General features: G+C 57.2%; 19 protein-coding genes and 1 tRNA gene. 12 read left to right on the top strand and 8 right to left on the bottom strand.

Annotated features, from left to right (window positions below; genetic code table 11):
- Window positions 1–16: 16 nt before the first annotated feature.
- From QY316_08415 to kaiC, 4 genes are read left to right on the top strand one after another with little or no spacing between them, the layout of a single operon-like run.
- Window positions 17–1,831 carry an ATP-binding protein gene (locus QY316_08415; protein WKZ31944.1) on the top strand — a complete coding sequence of 605 codons (1,815 nt, stop codon included), beginning with the start codon at window positions 17–19 and terminating at the stop codon, window positions 1,829–1,831.
- A 52-nt stretch (window positions 1,832–1,883) separates the two neighbouring features.
- On the top strand, window positions 1,884–2,732 hold the full coding sequence (locus QY316_08410; protein ID WKZ31943.1) for a response regulator: 849 nt from the start codon (window positions 1,884–1,886) through the stop codon (window positions 2,730–2,732).
- On the top strand, window positions 2,729–3,004 hold the full coding sequence (gene kaiB, locus QY316_08405) for a circadian clock protein KaiB (GenBank protein ID WKZ31942.1): 276 nt from the start codon (window positions 2,729–2,731) through the stop codon (window positions 3,002–3,004). The genes QY316_08410 and kaiB overlap by 4 nt, the downstream gene beginning before the upstream one ends.
- A 22-nt stretch (window positions 3,005–3,026) precedes the next feature.
- Window positions 3,027–4,556 (top strand): circadian clock protein KaiC, encoded by a 1,530-nt coding sequence (kaiC, locus tag QY316_08400; GenBank protein WKZ31941.1) that lies wholly within the window; start codon window positions 3,027–3,029, stop codon window positions 4,554–4,556.
- A gap of 342 nt (window positions 4,557–4,898) precedes the next feature.
- Here the strand turns inward: kaiC and QY316_08395 are convergent.
- The 3 genes from QY316_08395 to QY316_08385 all read right to left on the bottom strand — a co-directional run bounded on the left by QY316_08395 (window position 4,899) and on the right by QY316_08385 (window position 8,467).
- Window positions 4,899–4,974 (bottom strand) — tRNA-Glu (locus QY316_08395).
- A gap of 218 nt (window positions 4,975–5,192) precedes the next feature.
- Complete coding sequence (locus QY316_08390; GenBank protein WKZ31940.1) at window positions 5,193–6,104, bottom strand: hypothetical protein; 912 nt, start codon at window positions 6,102–6,104, stop codon at window positions 5,193–5,195.
- 266 nt (window positions 6,105–6,370) lie between these two features.
- Window positions 6,371–8,467 carry a M1 family aminopeptidase gene (locus QY316_08385; GenBank protein WKZ31939.1) on the bottom strand — a complete coding sequence of 699 codons (2,097 nt, stop codon included), beginning with the start codon at window positions 8,465–8,467 and terminating at the stop codon, window positions 6,371–6,373.
- A gap of 128 nt (window positions 8,468–8,595) precedes the next feature.
- Here QY316_08385 and QY316_08380 point away from each other — a divergent pair, with 128 nt between their 5' ends.
- The 5 genes from QY316_08380 to QY316_08360 all read left to right on the top strand — a co-directional run bounded on the left by QY316_08380 (window position 8,596) and on the right by QY316_08360 (window position 11,872).
- Window positions 8,596–8,781 carry a hypothetical protein gene (locus QY316_08380; GenBank protein WKZ31938.1) on the top strand — a complete coding sequence of 62 codons (186 nt, stop codon included), beginning with the start codon at window positions 8,596–8,598 and terminating at the stop codon, window positions 8,779–8,781.
- Between the two features lie 527 nt (window positions 8,782–9,308).
- The gene (locus QY316_08375; GenBank protein WKZ31937.1) at window positions 9,309–10,211 is read left to right on the top strand and encodes a hypothetical protein; all 903 of its coding nucleotides are present in this window, start codon (window positions 9,309–9,311) and stop codon (window positions 10,209–10,211) included.
- A gap of 155 nt (window positions 10,212–10,366) precedes the next feature.
- Complete coding sequence (locus QY316_08370) at window positions 10,367–11,074, top strand: phosphatase PAP2 family protein (protein WKZ31936.1); 708 nt, start codon at window positions 10,367–10,369, stop codon at window positions 11,072–11,074.
- A gap of 97 nt (window positions 11,075–11,171) precedes the next feature.
- Window positions 11,172–11,468, top strand: a complete 297-nt coding sequence (locus tag QY316_08365; protein WKZ31935.1) for a DUF2325 domain-containing protein — start codon at window positions 11,172–11,174, stop codon at window positions 11,466–11,468.
- A 77-nt stretch (window positions 11,469–11,545) separates the two neighbouring features.
- Window positions 11,546–11,872 carry a hypothetical protein gene (locus tag QY316_08360; protein WKZ31934.1) on the top strand — a complete coding sequence of 109 codons (327 nt, stop codon included), beginning with the start codon at window positions 11,546–11,548 and terminating at the stop codon, window positions 11,870–11,872.
- Window positions 11,873–12,105: 233 nt separating this feature from the next.
- Here the strand turns inward: QY316_08360 and QY316_08355 are convergent, their stop codons facing one another.
- The 4 genes from QY316_08355 to QY316_08340 form a co-directional block, all read right to left on the bottom strand.
- Window positions 12,106–12,558 (bottom strand): ferritin-like domain-containing protein, encoded by a 453-nt coding sequence (locus tag QY316_08355; GenBank protein WKZ31933.1) that lies wholly within the window; start codon window positions 12,556–12,558, stop codon window positions 12,106–12,108.
- A 197-nt stretch (window positions 12,559–12,755) separates the two neighbouring features.
- A complete protein-coding gene (locus tag QY316_08350; GenBank protein WKZ31932.1) occupies window positions 12,756–13,424 on the bottom strand; it encodes a DUF3618 domain-containing protein in 669 nt (222 codons plus the stop codon).
- Window positions 13,400–13,795 carry a phage holin family protein gene (locus QY316_08345; GenBank protein WKZ31931.1) on the bottom strand — a complete coding sequence of 132 codons (396 nt, stop codon included), beginning with the start codon at window positions 13,793–13,795 and terminating at the stop codon, window positions 13,400–13,402. Before QY316_08345 ends, QY316_08350 begins: the two co-directional genes overlap by 25 nt.
- Before the next feature lie 88 nt (window positions 13,796–13,883).
- Window positions 13,884–14,402 carry a YHS domain-containing protein gene (locus QY316_08340; protein WKZ31930.1) on the bottom strand — a complete coding sequence of 173 codons (519 nt, stop codon included), beginning with the start codon at window positions 14,400–14,402 and terminating at the stop codon, window positions 13,884–13,886.
- 147 nt (window positions 14,403–14,549) lie between these two features.
- On the opposite strand from QY316_08340, the gene QY316_08335 reads away from it, so the two are divergent.
- The 3 genes from QY316_08335 to arfB all read left to right on the top strand — a co-directional run bounded on the left by QY316_08335 (window position 14,550) and on the right by arfB (window position 17,534).
- Window positions 14,550–14,780 (top strand): hypothetical protein, encoded by a 231-nt coding sequence (locus tag QY316_08335; protein WKZ31929.1) that lies wholly within the window; start codon window positions 14,550–14,552, stop codon window positions 14,778–14,780.
- 360 nt (window positions 14,781–15,140) lie between these two features.
- Window positions 15,141–17,024 carry an alpha-amylase family glycosyl hydrolase gene (locus QY316_08330; GenBank protein WKZ31928.1) on the top strand — a complete coding sequence of 628 codons (1,884 nt, stop codon included), beginning with the start codon at window positions 15,141–15,143 and terminating at the stop codon, window positions 17,022–17,024.
- Between the two features lie 93 nt (window positions 17,025–17,117).
- Complete coding sequence (arfB, locus tag QY316_08325) at window positions 17,118–17,534, top strand: alternative ribosome rescue aminoacyl-tRNA hydrolase ArfB (protein WKZ31927.1); 417 nt, start codon at window positions 17,118–17,120, stop codon at window positions 17,532–17,534.
- Window positions 17,535–18,149: 615 nt separating this feature from the next.
- Here the strand turns inward: arfB and mgtE are convergent.
- On the bottom strand, window positions 18,150–19,502 hold the full coding sequence (gene mgtE / locus QY316_08320) for a magnesium transporter (protein WKZ31926.1): 1,353 nt from the start codon (window positions 19,500–19,502) through the stop codon (window positions 18,150–18,152).
- Window positions 19,503–19,554: the final 52 nt, after the last annotated feature.

The raw sequence follows: 19,554 nt of genomic DNA, 5'->3' as shown, positions 1-19,554 counted from the left end.
TTTCGAGAGACTCAGCGTGGACAGTCTGTTTTTCAAGGAAATTGTCGAAAAGACTTCCGAAGGGATAATCGTCCTCGATTCGGATGGCGCCGTAAGGTACGTAAATCCTGCCGGCGAGGCCCTTCTGGGACGTGACGCGGAAGACCTTCTAGGCAAGGAATTCGGGGTCCCTCTCGACGGTTCAAAAATCGAGATAGATTTTGTCCGGAAAGGCGGGGATTACGGTGTGGCCGAACTGTATGCCGAAAAGTCGATATGCCTCGGCGGGCCTTCCTACATAGCGTATCTCCGTGACGTAACCGACCTCAAGAAAGCCGAAGACGCCCTCCACATAAGCGAAGAAAGCCTTGCAGAGGCGCAGCACATCGCCCATATCGGCAGCTGGGAATGGGACCTTGCAAGCTCGTCCTTGAAGTGCTCTGAAGAGATATTCAACATACTCGGCATCATGAGCGATGGGTTTTCGGAAACTCTCGAGGCTTTCCTTCATAGCGTCCACCCCGAGGACAGGGAAGCGGTTCGGGGCATGATGGTAAAGGCCGCCCATGCCGGGACCTGCAGCCTTGATTTCAGGATCATCCAGCCGAACAACAGGGAGAGGTTCGTGCATTGCCATGCCCAGCCTAAGCTGGACAGGGCCGGCAAGGTCGGAAGCATCATTGGGACGATACTCGACCTTACCGAAAGGAAGAGGATAGAGGAAGAGATCATCAAGAGCCAGAAGCTCGACTCGCTCGGGGTACTTGCAGGCGGCATAGCCCACGACTTCAACAACCTGCTTACGGGCATTACCGGGAGCATTTCACTGGCGAAGGTGCTGTTGAGCCCTGGCGACAGGGCTTACAAGATACTCTCGGACAGCGAGAGGGCCGCAAAAAGGGCCGCCGACCTCACGAACCAGCTCCTTGTGTTCGCAAAGGGCGGAGAGCCGGTAAAAAAGACTGTCGCCCTCAAGGAGGTCGTAACCGAAGCCGCGACATTCGCCCTCAGCGGCTCGAAGGCGCTTTCAGAGTTCGTCATCCCCGACACACTGTGGCCCGCGGACGCGGACCCCGGCCAGATAGGCCAGGTGATAAACAACCTGGTCCTGAACGCCTCGCAGTCCATGCCGAACGGCGGCATCATTAGCGTCTGCTGTGAGAACGTGCGGCTCAAAAACAACGAACCGTCCGGCGAGGAATGCGCTTATGTGAAAATATCCATCAAGGACCAGGGCACTGGCATCCCCGAGGAGCATTTCCAGAAGATATTCGACCCCTATTTCACGACCAAGCACAAGGGGAACGGCCTGGGGCTGGCCATAACATACTCCATAATAAAGAAACACGGCGGGCATATCGATTTCATCTCAAGCCCCGGCGCCGGGACCATCTTCAATGTCTACATCCCTGCATCTATCTCGACTTCCGCGTCAACAGAGCGGGAGGCCGATGAATCGGCTAGCATCTTCAAGGCCAGGGGAAGGGTCCTCGTGATGGACGACGAGGATATCATCAGGGAAGTGGCAGGGGAGCTGCTCGAATGCATGGGATGCGAGGTGGCGACCGCCAAGGACGGCATTGAGGCCTTGCAGAAGTACATGCGCGCCCTTGAGGTCGGAGTTCCGTTCGACGCGGTGATAATGGACCTGACCGTGCCGGGCGGCATGGGAGGCAAGGAGGCGATCAAGCAACTGCTCGAAATAGACCCGAACGCCAAAGCGATAGTGTCGAGCGGTTATTCCAGCGACACAATAATAGCGAATTTCAAGGAGTACGGTTTCTCCGATGTGATCCTGAAGCCATATACCATCAAAAGCTTCAGCTCCGTTCTGCAAAAAGTGCTGAATTAGTGCGTATTCGCAAACTGGCCGCGAAGCCGCGGCCCTGCCGGGGTGGTGAGTAATGAAACATGAGAATATCTCGGCATTGCTGATTGAGAGCTCTCCCTTGTATGCCGCGCGCATCAAGGAGCTGCTTTCCAGGACCGAGCATGTGAAGTTCTCCGTCCATGCGGCGGGCTCGGTCTCAGCCGGGCTCAAGCACCTTTCCAGGAAAAAAGCTGATGTGATATTGCTGGATTTGGCGTTGCCGGGCTTTTCAGGGACTGAAGCGCTGATGGCCTGCATCGAGAAGGCGGACAACACGCCGATAGTAGTCCTTACCGACAAGATGAGCGAAAAGACCGGGATGGAAGCCCTGAAAAAAGGCGCCCAGGATTACCTCGTGAAAAACAGGCTCCCGAGCGCCCTGCTCGTAAGGTCGCTCCGCTATGCGATCGAGAGGCGGAGGCTCATAGCAGAGGTGGAGCGGCACAGGGCCGTTGAGAACCGCACGAGGGCGATGGACGGGTTCGACCGCCTTGCCACTTCGAATCCGACGCCGGTAACGGCAAGCGCATTCGGCCTTGCGTCCGTTAAGGAAAACCAACCCTCAATATACAAGGAGCTGGTAAGGGAATACTGTGACATCCTGGACATGGCCCTTGAGCAGCGCGCATATAAGGTCGAATACGACATATCCGGAAAGCTCCGCTCCATGTCCGAGAGGCTGGGCTTCCTGAGGGCCGGGCCCAAAGACGTTCTCGGCATGCACCGCGAAGCTCTGTATGAGAAGTTCAAGTCATCAAACCAGCTGAAAGCCGGGATTTATGTGGAAGAGGCTCAAATGATAGTCCTGGAGCTGATGGGCTTCATGATCATGTACTATCAGAATAACTCGTACTCAATCCAGACAAAAGGGACAGTGGAATGAAAATCAAGCTCAAGCTCTACATCACGGGAAAGACATCGAGGTCTCAAAAGGCGATATCCAACCTGCAGGATATCTGCTCCGAGGAGCTTAAGGACAATTACCTATTGCAGATAATCGATGTTCTCGAGCAGCCGCAGCTGGCCGAGGACGAAAAGATCCTGGCGACGCCCACCCTCATCAAAGAGCTCCCGCCTCCTTTGCGGAGAATCATAGGCGATCTTTCGAATACCGAAAAAGTGCTGCTAGGCCTGGATCTCCAGCATATCAAGTAAGAAAATTTAAGAGGTGCGCAAAATGGCCGCTAAAAACATTGTCAGGAAATCGAAGAGGGCCGTCGAAAAGATCGAGACCGGCATCGAGGGGTTCGACCTCATAGCCGACGGCGGCATCCCCAGGGGGCGCGCATGCCTGGTCGCCGGGACCGCCGGGAGCGCCAAGACCATCTTTGCCGCGCAGTTCCTTTCCGCTGGCATATACAAGAAAGACGAGCCGGGCGTGTTCGTGACCTTCGAAGAGCCCCCTGAGGACATCCGCAAGAACATGATGAGCTTCGGCTGGGACATCGGCAGGCTGGAAAAGGAGGGGAAATGGGCGTTCGTCGACGCATCTCCCCAGCCTTCGAATGACCAGGTGGAAAGCGGGTCTTACGATTTCGGGGCGCTCCTTGCGAGGATAGAGCACGCGGTGCGGAAGATCGGCGCCTCCAGGGTCTCGATGGACTCGCTAGGGGCGGTCTTCAACCAGTTCACAGATTCCTCGCTTGTGCGGAAGGAGATCTTCAGGATCTCGGCGGCGCTTAAAAAGATGAAGGTCACCGCAGTACTGACAGCCGAGAGAAACCAGGAATACGGCGGCATCACGCGCTTCGGCATCGAGGAGTTCGTCGCGGACAGCGTAGTCATACTGAGGAACGTCCTTGAGGACGAAAAGCGCAGGAGAACGGTCGAGATACTCAAGTTCCGAGGCACATACCACCAGAAAGGGGAGTTCCCCTTCACCATATTCCCCCACCAGGGCATAATGGTGATACCCCTTTCGGCCCTGGAGCTCAAGCAGAAGTCTTCCTACAAGCGCATCACCTCAGGTTCAAGCGAGCTCGACAGGATGTGCGGGGGCGGTTTTTTCCGCGACTCCATCGTCCTCGTGTCAGGGGCGACCGGCGCCGGGAAGACCCTGATAGTGACGCAGTTCATGAATGGAGGGTATACGACCGGCGAGCGGTGCCTGCTATTGGGCTTCGAAGAGAGCCGCGAGCAGCTCATGAGGAACGCCACCGGCTGGGGAATAGATTTCAAAAGGATGGAAGCCGAGGGCAAGCTCAAGATAGCCTGCGAGTACCCGGAGGCAACAAGCCTCGAAGACCTGCTTATCCGCATAAAGCACATAATGGAGGAGTTCAAGCCTCACCGGGTCGCGGTCGACAGCCTTTCGGCCCTTGAGCGGGTATCGACCACAAAGGGCTTCCGTGAGTTCGTAATAAGCCTGACCTCGTTCATAAAGCACCAGGAGGTGGCGGGACTGTTTACCGCAACGACCTCGAACCTTATCGGCGGCACTTCGATAACCGAGGCGCACATATCTACCATAACTGATTCCATAATACTGCTGCGCTATGTGGAGATGTACGGCGAGATGCTCAGGGGCCTGACCGTACTCAAGATGCGCGGGTCGATGCACGATAAGGACATACGCGAGTTTTCAATTGACGGGAACGGGATGCACATAGGAAAGCCCTTCAGGACGATAAGCGGAATACTTACAGGCACGCCCATGCAGATAGTGCCTGAAAGGCTTCAAAGGCTTGACGAGATGTTCAAGGAGTAATACTCGGGCGTTTTCGATGCAGAAAGACGATTTTGTATCCCCGCCGCCTTGCTTGGTGTGACAGAGCATTGGCATTCCATATTTGGACGGAACAGCTAAGATGCAACTAAGTTCGACCTTTTTGCATCACAAGTGTTAAAATTACGCAGTAATCAATCTGGACGATCCATTCCGGCCAATGGTTGAAAAAGCCAGGAAGGACTCTTTCAACATCCTGTTGGATATACATTGAAGTGGTACATTAGCTGGGCTCAAGTGTCCTTGCAAGGCCAAAAATGGTTACAATCTGGTGGCACTGGAAAGAAAAAAGGGGTTACGCATAGCGTAACCCCTTGATTTTTCTGGCGGTCCTACGGGGATTCGAACCCCGGTTTTAGCCTTGAGAGGGCCACGTCCTAGGCCTCTAGACGATAGGACCAATCGAACTTTATCCTTAAAAAGATATAATATAGTGGCTACGGTTGTCAACCGGTTTTTAGCAGGTTGCGGAAAAACGCGAAATCCGATCAGGCTGCTCAAAAAGCTCCAGATGCGAGGCGTCGAGAAGCGAGGAATGAGGCGTATTTTTGTATACGCCGCAATGACGAGCGAGAAGACAACGAAGCAGATGGACTTTTTCAGCAGCCTGTTAGCAGGTCACCTGCCGGGTGCCTTGATAGCGTTTATATAAAGCTCGGTCGAGGCGCGGATGCGCTCCAGTGCTCTTTCCGTATCCCCAGAGCGCATCGATTTCATGGCATCCTCCCGGGCCGCAAAAGCCGCCTTGAGCTTACCAACCTGCGCGCCTTCCACCTCATCTAACAGGTTCGATGAAAAGAAGGCGTATGTGTCATTCTTCCTCAGCTCGTAGGCGAGGGCCTCGTCCGGGTCGGACGGGGAGGGGGGCGGGAATGTTATGACCTCGCCGCGCGAGCGCTTAAGCTCCCTTACCCCGGCGGTGGCCAGCCTGTAAGCCGCCTTCATATCAACAAGCGCCCCGTCACGGTCGCCCGCGGCAGACCTCTCAAGCGACGATGCGTGAAGCTTTCTTGCCTCTGCCATGCTTGCGTTGGCGTCCGTGCGGCCCGAGAGCCTTTCAGCCACCTTGAGGAAGGTCTCGACCTCTGAGGCGAGCTTATGGAGCCTCGCTTCCAACTGGTCCTCGTCCCTTGCGGCCCTTTTGACAGCCTTCTCTTCCATGGCCGTATCACGGAGCGCGCCGGCGCCCGGCCCCTTTGAGGCGACTATCGCGCTGACCGCCGCCTGGATGGAGTCAAAGGCCGCTTTCCGGGCCGAATCGTGGTCGCCTGAATCGAGTAACTCAAAAGCCTCTTTTAAGGAAGCCTCGGCTTCTTGCATGAGGGCCGCAGCCTCCGGCGAGCCGCTTTCGTCAACGATCTTTCTCGCCCCCTTCATGAGGACGAGGCTCTTTCCCAATTTCAGCTCGATTGCGCTTATTTCCGCCGCGCGCCGGTCATTGTCCGGCCCTGCTGCTGCAGCGATTGACGGGGCTGAGAAGAGTGCGGTGACGAGTGCGGTGACCAGTGCGATGAGGGACGACTTAAACATACTTACCTCCTTTGGGTTCGTCGGAGGTGAAAATCGAGATGCAGGGGGCCCCTCGATAAATGGGGGCGGGGGATGTTTCTCTAAACCATGAATATCTGATATTCATGTGTTCGTCATTGCGAGCGATATGAAAATCTCATTTTTCGGAAGTTCAACATTTTTAGATTGCTTCGGAGCTACTCCTCGCAATGGCAACCGGAAACGGAATTGATCAGGCCTTCCTTATGCCTCTCATGCCTTCCAGGACGGATGGTGTGAAAGCTCGGTTACCGGAATACGTGCTTCAGGACCTTATCACCCTCGAAGTGGCCTTTCTCAACCTTGCCGTCGGGCGTAAAGACAAGGTAGCTGAAATCGGTCAGGTGGCGGATCCTCCGCGCCGTCGCGCTTATGCCTTCGGCGTCGTCCTCGCCCAGGAGAAGGACCAGCGTCTTCGTGGTGTCGTTCGGGTTCTTGATCGCCACGGCAAGCGTTGTCCCCTTTCTCGGAAAGCTCTTTCCTGCAACCTCGACGGTAGCGTCATTAATCCTGATATTCCGGGAGAAGTGCTGGCCCATAAGCCTGTAAAACCTGTTCTCGCCCGGCCCGCCCAGGATAAGAAAAGAGTCCTTCAAGTAGCCTGTTTTCCCGGCCTCGTCGTCGGATATGGTATCGAGCCCGAAATCAGACGAAAAGAGATCTGCCGCGCCCTGATATTTTTGCCCGGCCTTTTCTTTTTCCGGAACGATTATTTTTGAGCCCTTGTCTCCAAGGAGGCCCGCGAAGGTCGGCGGGACCTCGCTATCGTCCAGTATCCTGAAGACGTGGAGCCCGGGGTCGATTTCAATCGATATGGGTTTTGAGCCGGACTCTATGGTGAACCCCTCGGATTCCTTTTCGAGCCTTACGGTCTTCCAGACCTCGCCTGCCTCGGTTTTTATGAGGACCGGCAGGTCCAGCGCGTACGGCGGGGAGCCCTGCCTGAGCTTGAAAGAGACCGCATGGCTGCCTGATTTTTTGGCGTAGGCTGCGTTTTCAAGTCGAAGGACCGGCCCGCCCGGCGATTCCAGCCACTGGCTGAAGAACCATTTCAGGTCCCTGCCAGACGCGGCCTCAAAGGCCTCGCGCACTCCGGACCAGGACGCGCGCCCGAAGGCGTTATCGGAATAGAGCCTTCTCAGCCCGGCCTTGAACGTATCTTCGCCGAGCGTCTCTTCGAGCATGTTGAAGACCATAAAGCCTTTGTTGTAGCCCACGGCCCTCGATGCCGAATCCGAGGTGTCGATGAAGTCCTTGAGCGCTATCTCCGAGCCGCCGGCGTAGTTCTTGAAACCGCGGAGCTTGGCTGCGCGGAACTCCCTTGCCTTCTCAGGCCCCTTTTCCCTCTCGTATGAATAATCCGCGACATAGGTCGTTATGGCCTCGACCCAGTTCCCCTCCGAGGGGTCGACGAACACGGAATTGCCCCACCAGTTGTGCGCTATCTCGTGGCCGAGCGAGGTGTCGGGTATGAAGGGAAGCCTTATGACGGCAGAGCCGAGAAGCGTGAATGAAGGCATCCCGTACCCCGTGGGCATGAAGTTCTCGACCACCGCGAACTTCCTGAAAGGGTAGGGGCCTATGAGCCGCTGCAGGGCGTCCAGGCGCTCCTTCGTCTTTTCGATATAGGTTTTGGAGAGGGCGTCGTCCCTGGAGAAGAAATACGTGTAGATGTCTATGCCGTCATGGGCCTCTTTTTCGACGAAGTACCTGCCGGCCACAAGGTCGATCCCGTCCACCGGCTTCCATTCCTTCCATCTCTCGACCGTGCCGCCGTCCTTTTCCTCGTTTGAGACGAGCTCGCCCTCCATTACCGATTTGTATCCCTCGGGCAGGGCGACCTCGGCCTCGAAGACCATCAGCGTTTCCGGCTCCTGCGGAAACCAGTACGAGAAGGACGGTAGAAAGACCCCTTCCTCGCCGATGATGCCGTCCTTGAGATGAGCAACGCCCTTCTTGATTTGCCGGGAAGCCTCTGCCGGGGACTGGAATTTTCCGCTGAACGCTATTGAAAGCCTCTTCCCGCCGGAAGGGAGTTTCACCTTCAACTCTTGCAAGCCGCCGCCTATGTGAGAGAGTTCGAACTGAAGCTCGGAATCTTCCGCACTGGCCCGAATCACTTCCGTCCCGTCCCTCAGTATGAAACGCGCTTCTTGAGCCTCCCGCCAAAGTGTTATATGGTCCGTGCCCTCCACCGTCCCCGAGGCGATATCGAGAGACACCTTGAGCGAATGGCGGGTAACGGGCTCTGGAACCGGCGGCCCCGCGGCAACGCTTCCTGAAAGCGCAAGGAGCGCAATAAAAGCTGCCATAAGCGATAATACTATGAGCTTAAGGTCTCTCATCCTCGGCTAAGGATACCATATCGGGGCCCTTTGGTCTATTATCCGCCAGGCTGTTTGGCCCGGCATGACAACCCGGTTTATCTGCTATACTTGAGGAAAGCCGCAAAATAAACGCAAGGAGAGGAAAAATGGCAAGGAGGATGAACTTCAATGAGTTCGTTTCCTTTGAGAAAGGCCTTTCCGAGGAAAAAGCGGCTGAAGAGAATGCGTCCGGAGCGGACGGGAACCCTCCGATACCGCCGGGCGTGTACTACCTTTTGAGCGAGACGAGCGTTCTGCTTCTCAGCGAGAAATCCTGCAGCAAGCTTCAGTAGACCCGGGCCTGGCGGCCCGGAGCGGCGGCATGGATTTTGCGGTCCCGCTCCAGGCCCCTGGCCCTGGATTTCCCCATTCGCGCCGTGGGCCAGAATTTTTTTTGACCTCCCGTCCGGTAAAATCAATTTACAACGGAAATACCTCTTGAGGATGGCAATCGCGCCTTTTTTCACAAATGCGCGATGCTGACTCGCTTTTCCCTTTCAGGCCGGAAGCCTCACGAGTAAAGCTTCTTTACTTCCGCCTATAAAGGATTTTTTCAGCCATGCAGTATTTTTTACAGCCGATTTTTCTTCCGTATTTCCGCGAGCGGGCGCGGATTTCTCTGCTAAAATTTTTTATGTAGACGCTTGCCGGGCTTGGGCAGCCCTCTTCCATGCAGCCGCAAATGCTGCAGGTCTCTTCCGTACCGAATAGCCGGTTAATAAAAATCACGACAAGCAGCGCCTTTTCACACGGCGAGGCCGCGCTATTTCCTTTTCCAATTTCCGAACGCCGCGAAAGACAACCTGAAAGGAGCACGGAGATGAAAAGACTAACCTGTATTACGATGGCGGTCATTTCAGCCTGCTTCTGGACAGCCGGCACGGCTGAAGCGATCGATACGTACACCGTCGGCGACGCGGCTACCGGCATAGCCTCGTCGCGGCACAACCTCGGCGCAACCGGTTTTTTCACGATGACCGGCAATACGACGGAGATATGCGTTTTCTGCCACACGCCGCACCACTCTAACAGGGAGAACGGGATAAAGCCGCTCTGGAACAGGTATTCCGCCAGCTCCGCGTCGTTTGTGGCCTACGGCCCGACTATGGGTGAAGAGTTCGCCGGGGCCACGAGCATCGGCTCGTCCTCGCTCGCCTGCCTTAGCTGCCATGACGGCGTCGTCACCTTCGACAGCCTCGTGAACGCGCCTGGCAAGGGTGGAGTGACACTGACCGGCACTGACAGGGGATGGAGCTTTTTCAGCCCTTCGGGCCAGACCGCGGACTATATAACCGACCCGGCGCTTAATATCGGCCGCGACCTGTCGAACGACCACCCTATATCGATCCCTTATACCGAGTTCACGGCCGGCTTGAGGCCGATGGACACGGTCATAAGCGACATAGACCTCGCCGACGGGCTCAATACGGGCGCGCTTCAATTCGATCGGGGAAACCTCGACAGGAATCTCTGGGCCGTGATGGGCTACATATCCGATACCGCGACCATCCAGGACCTTTTGAGGGTCACGGACGGGCAGTGGAGGGTCGAATGCACCTCGTGCCACGACCCTCATTTCAACAATAAGTCCTGGACCGAGATCGACTACACATACGGTCCAGGCGGCGTGCAGAACCTGAGGTTCGAGTCGAACGGGCTCTTCCTGAGGCGGGTGGGCGGGAACAGCGGCTCCGGCGTATGCCGGACATGCCACCATAAATAAAGCCTCAAAATGTCCTTTCCAAGGACTCTGCGTAGTTACGTGATAAAAAGGCGCACATATTCGCATATGTATTCCGCTTTTTTTTCCGGACTTCCGGAAAGAGCGGGAAATCTCCATTTTTTTGATGTCGCTTAAAGCAAGGGAGGCCAAGGCCTATGAATTTCATCGACGGGCCCCTGATTGCCCTCATAAACGCCTATGCCAGGCAATCTGAATTCTTCGACAACCTGGTCGGATGGGTAGCAATAAACCCGCTCATCAAGGGGGGCGTTTTGGCCACCCTCGTATGGTGGCTTTGGTTCAGGTGCGGCGGCACGCGCGAGCTTGGCCGCGAGCGCGTGCTTGCGGCGCTCCTCGCCTGTTTTCCAGCCATTGCCCTGGCGCGGGGGCTTGCAGCCGCCCTGCCCATGAGACTTCGCCCGCTTCACGAGCCGGAAGGCGGGTTCGTCATGCCGCACGGGGTCGACCAGAGCGTCCTTGACGGGTGGAGCTCATTTCCGAGCGACCACGCCGTCCTCTTCTTCACCATAGCGACCGGCCTCCTCTATATATCGAGGCCCGCCGGGGTCTTCGCGCTCGCGTATGCCGCTTTCGTGATAGGGCTCCCGCGGGTATACCTCGGCTTCCATTACCCCACGGACGTGCTCGCGGGCGCGGGCATGGGCATAGCCATAGGGTGGCTCGCCGTGCCTTACCTCGCGGGAAGCCGCGCTTTCAAGTCAGCCTACGCATGGCTGGACTCAAGGCCCGCCGTCTTTTACCCGCTTCTTTTCCTCGTCACGTACCAGATAGCCGACCTCTTCAGCAGCAGCCGCGGGTTGCTCCGGGGGGTAAGGAAGCTCGTAATAATAATACTGTCCTGACAATTTTTCCGGACCCGACCGAGTTCCCGCTTGACAGGGGAGGCGGTTCTGCTATACTAAATGAAAATGAAAGTCATTTTCATTTAGGAGGGCCCAAATGTGCATAGCCGTTATAGGAGGGATGGACAGATTGAGCGCAGGCTACAGGGAGATAGCCGGCAGGCACAAGGTTACCCTGCAGCACTACCTGAGGTCCTGCCCGCGGCTTGAAAGGAGGCTCGGCGGCGTGGACGCAATAATAGTTTTCTCGGGCATGGCCTCCCACAAGATCGCAAACGCCGCAAGGGCCACCGGCAGGGCGGCTGGCGTCCCGGTCGTCATGTGCAAGGGGTGCGGGGTATCGAGCTTCGAGAAGTGCCTTGCCGGCATTTCCGGAAAGGAGGCGTGGTCATGATTGCCGGACGTTTGAAGGTAGTCGGCGGGCGGACGGGAGAACCGCCCTGCAATGGTCCCGGAGCATCGGAAGATGGCATGCCCGGGGACGGCGCGGTCGTCTCTACCGTGCATACGGAGAGGACCGTATACGTGAACCACTGCATGGCCGCGCTCGCGGAGAAATTATCCGGGGAGCGCGGACGCATGCCCGAATTCATCGAGAAGCTTTCAAGGGCGCTCAAGCTCTACAGGAGCGTAGTAAGGCGCGCCCCTTACGTCTGCCAGTACGAAACCGTTGTAAGGGGCCGGAACGGGGAAGAGGTCAGGGTCGAGATAACCGCTTCCGAGATACTCTGGCAGGAGGAAGAGGCATTCCTGATATTCGTCCGCGTCTTGAGCGGCGGCGCTGCCGTATCCAATTAGCAGGCTGCTCAAAAAGTCCCCATCTGCTTCGGAAGCTACGTCGCTTTGACACTCCGGCGTATACAAAAATACGCCTCGCTCCCTGTTCCTAATGGGGCCTCGCAGCTGGAGCTTTTTGGGCAGCCTGAAAGAATTGGGTTTTTCGATGCCAGTCTGTTAGAACTGTTTAACGCAATCATAAAAGAGAAAGCCGTAATCATTGATTTACGGCTTTTTCCTTTATCGGGAGTTCGTCAGGCCGCTTTTTTCCAGACCTGGTCCCTGATGGCCTGCTCAATGTAATTCAAGTGCCTCTGTTCGTCCCTGTAGTTCTTTTCAATGAGGGACTTGAGCGGCGGGGGGAAGGCCATCTTTACGGCGTTCGAGTAGTTCCTGTTGGTCATCTCCTCGCCGCCCTTCAGGGCCTTCAACGCGCCCTCGGCCCCGGTAAGGCTCCGCACACGGGTGAATGCGTCAAGGAGATAGCCCTTGAAGTCCTTTGAGAACTCGGGAGGCTCCTCGTCGAAAGTGCGAATCGCGTCGGAAAGCTCCTTTATATGCCGCTCATGGTCACCCCTGAACGACTCTATCTCATTCCTGACTCCTGCGATGTCGAGGTGGCGCAAGGCCTGGTTATAGGCGTGCACCGCGTCTATGTCTATTTTACAGAGGGAAATGAGCTCCTTTGCGATTTCCTTGTTCTCCATAAATGCCCTCCTTGTCCCTTTCGTGTTGGACGCATGCCCTGCCTCCCCTGACCCTATATAGGGGGCGCAGGCACAAACAAGCATGCCCGACTCCTGTTCAGATTATAGTCCCGTACCTGAGTACGTTCAAGGCTCGGGCAGCCGCCGACTTTTGGAAGGACGCTTGTGGAGCAAGGGAGATAGGAGCGGTTTCCCATTCAGGCTGCCTTCCGCGCTTCGCCTTCCGCTTCCCGGGCAGCCTCCTTTATTTCTCCGGCTGCCTGGCCCAGGACTTCCTCTTCCTTCCTTGTTTCCGGGAGGACCAGGCCGGCAACCGCGCCTATCGCGAACGCTGCAGCTACGGCGGCCAGCATGTTGCCTCGAAAGGCCTCCTGGATAGTGCCCTTTGCCGCGCCGGCCCTGCCTGATATCGCTTCCCTGGCCTCCCTTGCCCTTCCGGCAATCTCGGCCCCCTTACCCTCGACCCTGGCCCGTAGCTCCTCTTTCTCTCCCCTAAGCCCTTCACTTCCGGCCTTTACCCGTTCCTCTCCCTTTGCGAAGAGAAGTATAAGGCCGGCCGAGGCAAGCGCCGCCGGAATGGGGTTTTCCCTTATCGTGTCCATGACCGAGCCGGTAAAGTCCCTTACCCTGTCGTAGCCTCCGAACTCGCGTACTTCTTCCTTTACCATGCCCTTAAGGCGCTCCGTGGAGAACTTCCTTGCGATGAGGTCAATGGTCTCCGAAATTTCTGCGCGGTCGCGCGCTATGTCCTCACGGAGCTCGTACGGGCCTTTTCCATGTTCCGGGCGCCTGCTGGCGGACTCTTCGCGGGCCTCGGCCCGGTTTTCCCTCTCCCTTTCGGTCAATGCGCCTTTCTTCTCAGCCATTGTCTGTTCTCCTTTAGTGTAGATACGGTTTGGTGAGGAGTTATGTCGATCCGCTTAAGGTCCGAGATGCCCTTTTGCGCGAGGCCGTACCCGAACCAGGCCGCCCCTATCCCCACGATGAGCGCCGAGAGCCAGAGCGGTATTATGAGGCCGAGGAGCAGTATCACCGCCGCAGCGACCGCAAGCGCGCCAGTGTGCATCAGCACCCCGCCTATGGCGGCGCTCCTTGCGTCCTCCGCGCCGCGGGAGACCTTTGTAGCCATCTCGTTCCTGGCGAGCAGGAACTCTTTCCGGACCATGTCCTGTAACTGGTCCGAGAGGTCGGAGAACAATTCCCCGAGCGTCCGTTCATCTTTCCTGACGTAAGCCATTTTAACCTCCTGCCGTATATCCGGTCTTGGGTCCTGGATTGGCATCGGAATCAACGCGCCTGCCTTTCCGGTCGGTTCCAGGACGCGGTCATTCTCTCCAGGCGCTGTCGCCCTTAAGGAGCCGCGCGGCGATGAAACCGGCGCCGAGCGCGCCTCCTATGGAAAGCCCTGGCCTTTCGTTCACGAACTCCTCGATGCGCTCGATTATGTCGTCCGCGTCCCTGTCCCTGAAATACGTCGATGCCGCGTCCGTCTCTTCCGCCGTCTTCTCAACCACGCGCGAGAGCTCGTGCCTGTCCTTCTCGTCAAGTGACCTTGAGAGGTCGTGCAGGGCCTTTGATACGCTCCCGATCACGTCCGCAGCCTGGGATTTCCTGCCGGAGACGACGCTTTTGGCGAACGAGCGCGATTTTTGAGCGGCCTTCCTGCCGGTTTCGCGTACCTCCTTCGCCGCCGCTCCGCCTCCCGATATGTATTTCGCAGGGTCGGAATCGAAATCGTGCTTGCATTTGGAGGAATCGAACCGGTATACCTTCCCGCCGTACTCGCTCAGGTGCCCGGCAGACGCCGGGTCTATCATATTGCCGCATACGGGGTCTTTTTCCATTTGCCTTTACCCCCTTTGTTATTTCGGTTGCTTCCGGATACATGCCTACTTTAACCATAAGGAGTTTCCATAATACGGGCAAGTCACTCGCCGGATTTTTTGCGTGCAAGGATGAGGGGCCGGAAAAATGAGGTATAATTAACGTATATGACCGGGATCAACATAAGGGTCAACACATACTCGGGCTACGAGTCCGAGGAGAAGCCCGTCTCTTTCACCATCGGGGGAAAGACCCTCAATATCGAGGAGATACTCGACAGGTGGCAGGGGGAGGCGGAGGAGTATTATAAGCTCCGGGCTGACGACGACTGCACATATATCATCAAATATGACAGGGGCATGGACGAATGGGAACTTACCATGATGGAGAAAGGCTGAGCCTGCCTTTTCCCTGCTCTTGAGGAAGTTGAAATCAATCTTATACCCGGAAGCTCACATATTCACATATATGCTCCGCTTTCATTACAGCCCTTCCGGAAAGCGGGAAAATCTCTGATTTCAGGGCTTGCCTTGAATTAGATTTCCCTGCATTCCTGCCTTTCTGGCCAGGCATTCTAAAGGCGAACACGCTCTTTCCCGAATTCAGCGTCATCCCAAAACCCTGCTATACTTAATTTTTATCGGGCTTCAAAAGGCCCGGTTTCCCCTGAAACGTCCGGTTTTTCGGGCGCTTGGCTCGCGCCGGCTCGCGGGCCTGATACGTTCGGCCTTTAGGCCTTCTGAAAGGAGAGAACGACCATGAAGCTACTTCCTCTTGAGAAGCTCGGGACCAGGGAAATGGAGAACGGGGTTGTCCGGTTCGGCATATTCCTCCCCTGGGTAACGCCGGAGAACGGGCACAGGTTATGGGTAAAGGTCATACATGAGAACGACCAGTTCATACAGGATATACAGCCCCTCCGGTTCGAGATGGGCCACGCGACCGACCCGGAGTACGGCGATTACTGGTCGGTCCAGGTCCCCATAACACCGGATTCAAAGCCGGTCGAGAAATCGGCATGGGGAAGGCCGGGCCGCTATGTCTACAGGTACTTCCTCGAAAACCCGAACGCGGCTTCCGCGCCGGCCCGCGAAATAGACTGGATAATCGACCCATTTGCCAGGGAGTTCGGGGTCGGGAAGCTCTCGGCATTCACCCTCGGGTACGAGCACTACAAGTGGCACGATAACGAGATACGCTGGAAGACGCCGAGGGTCGATAACCTCGTCATATACGAGCTCATAATAAGCGAGTTCGGCGGCGACGTTGAAAGGACCATAGCACATCTCGATTACCTCCGTGACCTCGGGGTGAACTGCATCCAGCTCATGCCGGTATCGAACGTCGCCAACCAGGTGGACTGGGGATATCTCCCGATAGGGTATTTCGGGGTGGACGAGAGGTTCGGGAAGAGAAGGGACATGCAGAGGCTCATAGAGGAGGCGCACAGGAAAGACATGGCGGTCCTCATCGACTCCGTATACGGGCACACGAGCGAGCACTTCCCGTACTCCTACGTGTACAAGAGGCTCGGGTACGAGGAGAACCCCTTCATAGGGCATTTCGCGAAGGACTATTACGGCGAGAGCACGGATTTCAGGCGCGGGTTCACAAGGGACTTTTTCTACACGGTGAACTGCCACTGGCTGGACTGCTACCACGTGGACGGCTTCCGCTACGACTGCGTGCCCGACTGGTGGGACGGTCCGCTCGGGACCGGCTACGCCGCCCTCACCTACGAGACCTACAAGACCGTGCAGGCAAAGGCGGGCGAGGGGCACTGGATGACCCATTGGCAGAGGTTCTTCTCCGAAGAGGGGATAAACCTCGTGCAGTGCGCCGAGCAGCTCGAGAGGCCCAGGGAGATAGTCGAGGATACTTATTCCAACTGCACCTGGCAGAACGAGACCCTCGGCGCGGCGGAGGACGTGACGCGCGGAAGCGCCGAGGCCCTCCGGAGCCTCGGGTTCCAGTTCGGCCTCATGGGCTACCCTGACGCGGTAACCTATAACGGCGACAGGATACGAAAGAGCGCGGTGCAGTACATCGAGAACCACGACCATGCCCGCTTCATCTGCAACTTCAAGACCTTCTTCAACGGCAACGAGCTCCTTGCCGAGGGCGACCGCTCCATGTGGTACAAGGTGCAGCCATACCTAATAGGCCTTTTGACGGCAAAGGGCATCCCGATGCTGTGGCAGGGGCAGGAGTTCGGCGAAAACTACTACGTGCCCGACCAGGGATGGGGCAGGGTGGCGCTCTTCAGGCCCATGCGCTGGGAGTACTTCTACGACGAAGTCGGAAAGAACATGGTCGCGCTCGTAAGAAAGCTTCTCGACCTCCGGAGGAGAAGCGCCCAGTTCAGGAACGGCGAGCATTTCTTCTACAACGACGACCAGTACATATCGAAGGGCGTGCTGCTCTTTTCGAGAAAGATGGACGGGGCCTTCAGCCTTACGGCCCTCAACTTCAGCGACCAGGACCAGGAGGTCTCTTTCCCGTTCCCGGTAAGCGGAAACTACATAGAGGAGCTCCACGGCAGGGAAGGGGCTGACGTGAACCTCTGGAACATCCAGGCCGATGAGAACATAAGGCTCCCGATACCGGGCAATTACGGGAGGGTATGGACAATCGGGCAGTAACGCCTGAAGCTCGCCAGTATTTCAAGCCGCGGAAGCCTTCCGCGGCTTTTTTTGCGCCTTGAGCGCGGCCCCCGGCTGGTGTAAACTCACCCCATGATAAAGGTGACAGATACCATATGGCTCCTTGAGGGCGAGCTTTCGTGGGAGTTCGTCCGCGCGGGCGGGCCGGGCGGGCAGCACGTAAACAAGGCCTCGACGGCCGTGCAGCTCAGGTTCAACGTAAATTCCTCCTCCCTGCCCCAGGACGTAAAGGACAGGCTCAAGGCGATTGCCGGGCACAGGCTTACGGCTGCGGGGGACATTGTCATAGAGGCGCGTGAGTCCAGGAGTCAGGAGCGGAACAGGACCGAAGCCCTTCAAAAGCTCATAGACCTCGTAGCGCGCGCAACGGAAAAACCGAGGCGGAGGAGAAAGACGAGGCCCACCGCCGCGTCTAAGGAGCGGCGCTTGAAAGCAAAGTCGATAAGGGGAGTGAAAAAGAAGATGAGGAGAAAGGGAGGGGAGGAGTAGAGAGGATTTTGCGGGTCGTTCAGCTATGCTCTTACCAAAAGCCTTTTGCGCGCTGCCGCGCTTTTTTGGGCACAAGGCTCGGCTCGCTATCCGCCTCCGGGCTCGGCCCTTAAGTCGCTCGGCCCCCTTCGGGGCCTCGCTCCTGCTGCTCCGCCTCGCCCGCCCTTCCTCCATCCCTATGCACTCGCAACGCCTTGTGCCCCGGTATCTTGAAATGCAAAAACAAATTTGCGGCACGAATTCCTTTTTTTGTCTTTAAACAAACCCCTGAGGGTAAGGCGAGCGCTGCATAGGGAGGAAGAGCGTGAACGGGCCGGGGAAGTAGAACTAGCCCTTCGCTTTGCTCAGGGTAAACTCCGCGACTTTGGGGGCCCGTTGAAGATTCCCGGCATTCCGCCGGGAATCTTCAACACAAGAGGAAGATTTCCGGATTTGCATCCGCTCGCTCGACCCCGAAAAAATTCCGGGGTCTCTCTTCGCTTTTGTGTGTTCACGGGGAGGGGGCTAGCAAGCGAGTCTTACCCTCGAAAACGCACGGCAGTGCGGAAAAGGTCTTCCGCTTAAGTCCGAAAAAAAGCGCGGCAGCGCGCATAAGGTCTTTAGGACAAAAGCTCCTTACACCCCCCTCATGAGGAGCGCGTTCGCTATCAGGAAATAGATGAAAACGCCCAGGGCGTCGGCTACCGACGTTATAAGGGGCGCGCTCGCGGCCGCGGGGTCCATCCTGAGGCGGCTCAGGATAAAGGGCAGGCTCAGGCCGAAAAGGCTCCCGATTATCACTACCGCCAGCATGGATAGCGATACGACGAGCGCTATTTCCGGCCCGCCGCGCGCAACCCCTATGAGAGAGACCGCAGCGGCCATGGTCAGCCCGAGGGCGAGCGCGATGAATATCTCGCGCCCGAGCATCCGTCCCCAGTCCTTAACCTCCACGTCCCCGGTGGCGAGCGCGCGTATCATGAGGGTTGCGGCCTGCGAACCCGCGTTCCCGCTGCTGTCAATGAGGAGCGGGAGGAAAAATACCAGCGTGACGAATGCCGCGATGGTCTCCTCGAAATACGCTATGCCTGCGCCGGAGAAGACGTTCCCGAATACGAGAAGCACCAGCCATACCACTCTCTTCCGGTAAAGGAGCCACGGGCTCGCGGTCCTGACGTTCCCTGGGAGCTTCCCTATGGTCCCGGCCTTGTGGAAGTCTTCGGTAGCCTCCGCCTGCAGGACGTCCATCGCGTCGTCGTGGGTGATGATGCCCACGAGCCTGTCCTCTCCGTCCACGACGGGCAGGGCCGGTATGTCGTAGCGCCCTATCTGCCTTGCCGCGTGTTCGGCCGTGTCGTCCGTCCTTACGGCGTGGGTAAGCCCCTCCATCAACTCCCGCACGAGCGTGCCCGGCTTAGCGAATACCAGGGACTGGAACCTCACGGTACCGAGGAGGCGGCGGTCGGGGTCGATTACGAACGCCCTGTCTATGGTCTCCTTTTCCGGCGCTTCCCTCCTTAGCGTCTCTACCGAGGCAGCGGCTGTAAGCTCGGGGTAGAGGACCGCGTAGTCGGACGTCATTATCGACCCGGCGCTCCCCTCGGGATAGGCTCCGAGCATTATTATGTCCTCCCTCTCGGCCTTTGCCATGGAATGGAGGACGTCGTAGCGGAGGTCCTCCGGGAGGGCCTTGAGGAGGTCGGCGCGGTCGTCGTGCGACATGAGGTTCATTATCGGCCCGAGCCTTCCGGGGCCGAGCTCTCTTACGAGCGCGAGCTGGTAGGGGAGGGGAAAATAGCTCAGGACCTCGGCCTGGTTCCTTTCCTGGAGTATCGTGATGATACGCGCCGCCTCTGCTGGAAGGAGCTCGCCAAGGTAATGAGCGAGGTCCGCTGTGTGGAGCTTGCCGGCAAGCTCCTGAATGCGGCCAAAGTCACCGTGCATGAGAGTCCTTCGGACCTCGTCGTGGGCAGGAAGGCGTCTTTTCATGGGTCCTCCTGAAGGTCGGGGATTTCAGCTGATAATCAGCTTAACCGACAAA

The sequence above is a fragment of the Thermodesulfobacteriota bacterium genome (assembly GCA_030583865.1).
In the GTDB taxonomy this organism is placed as follows: Bacteria; Desulfobacterota; GWC2-55-46; order GWC2-55-46; family GWC2-55-46; genus UBA5799.
This window is presented reverse-complemented; position numbering and strand designations above follow the sequence as displayed.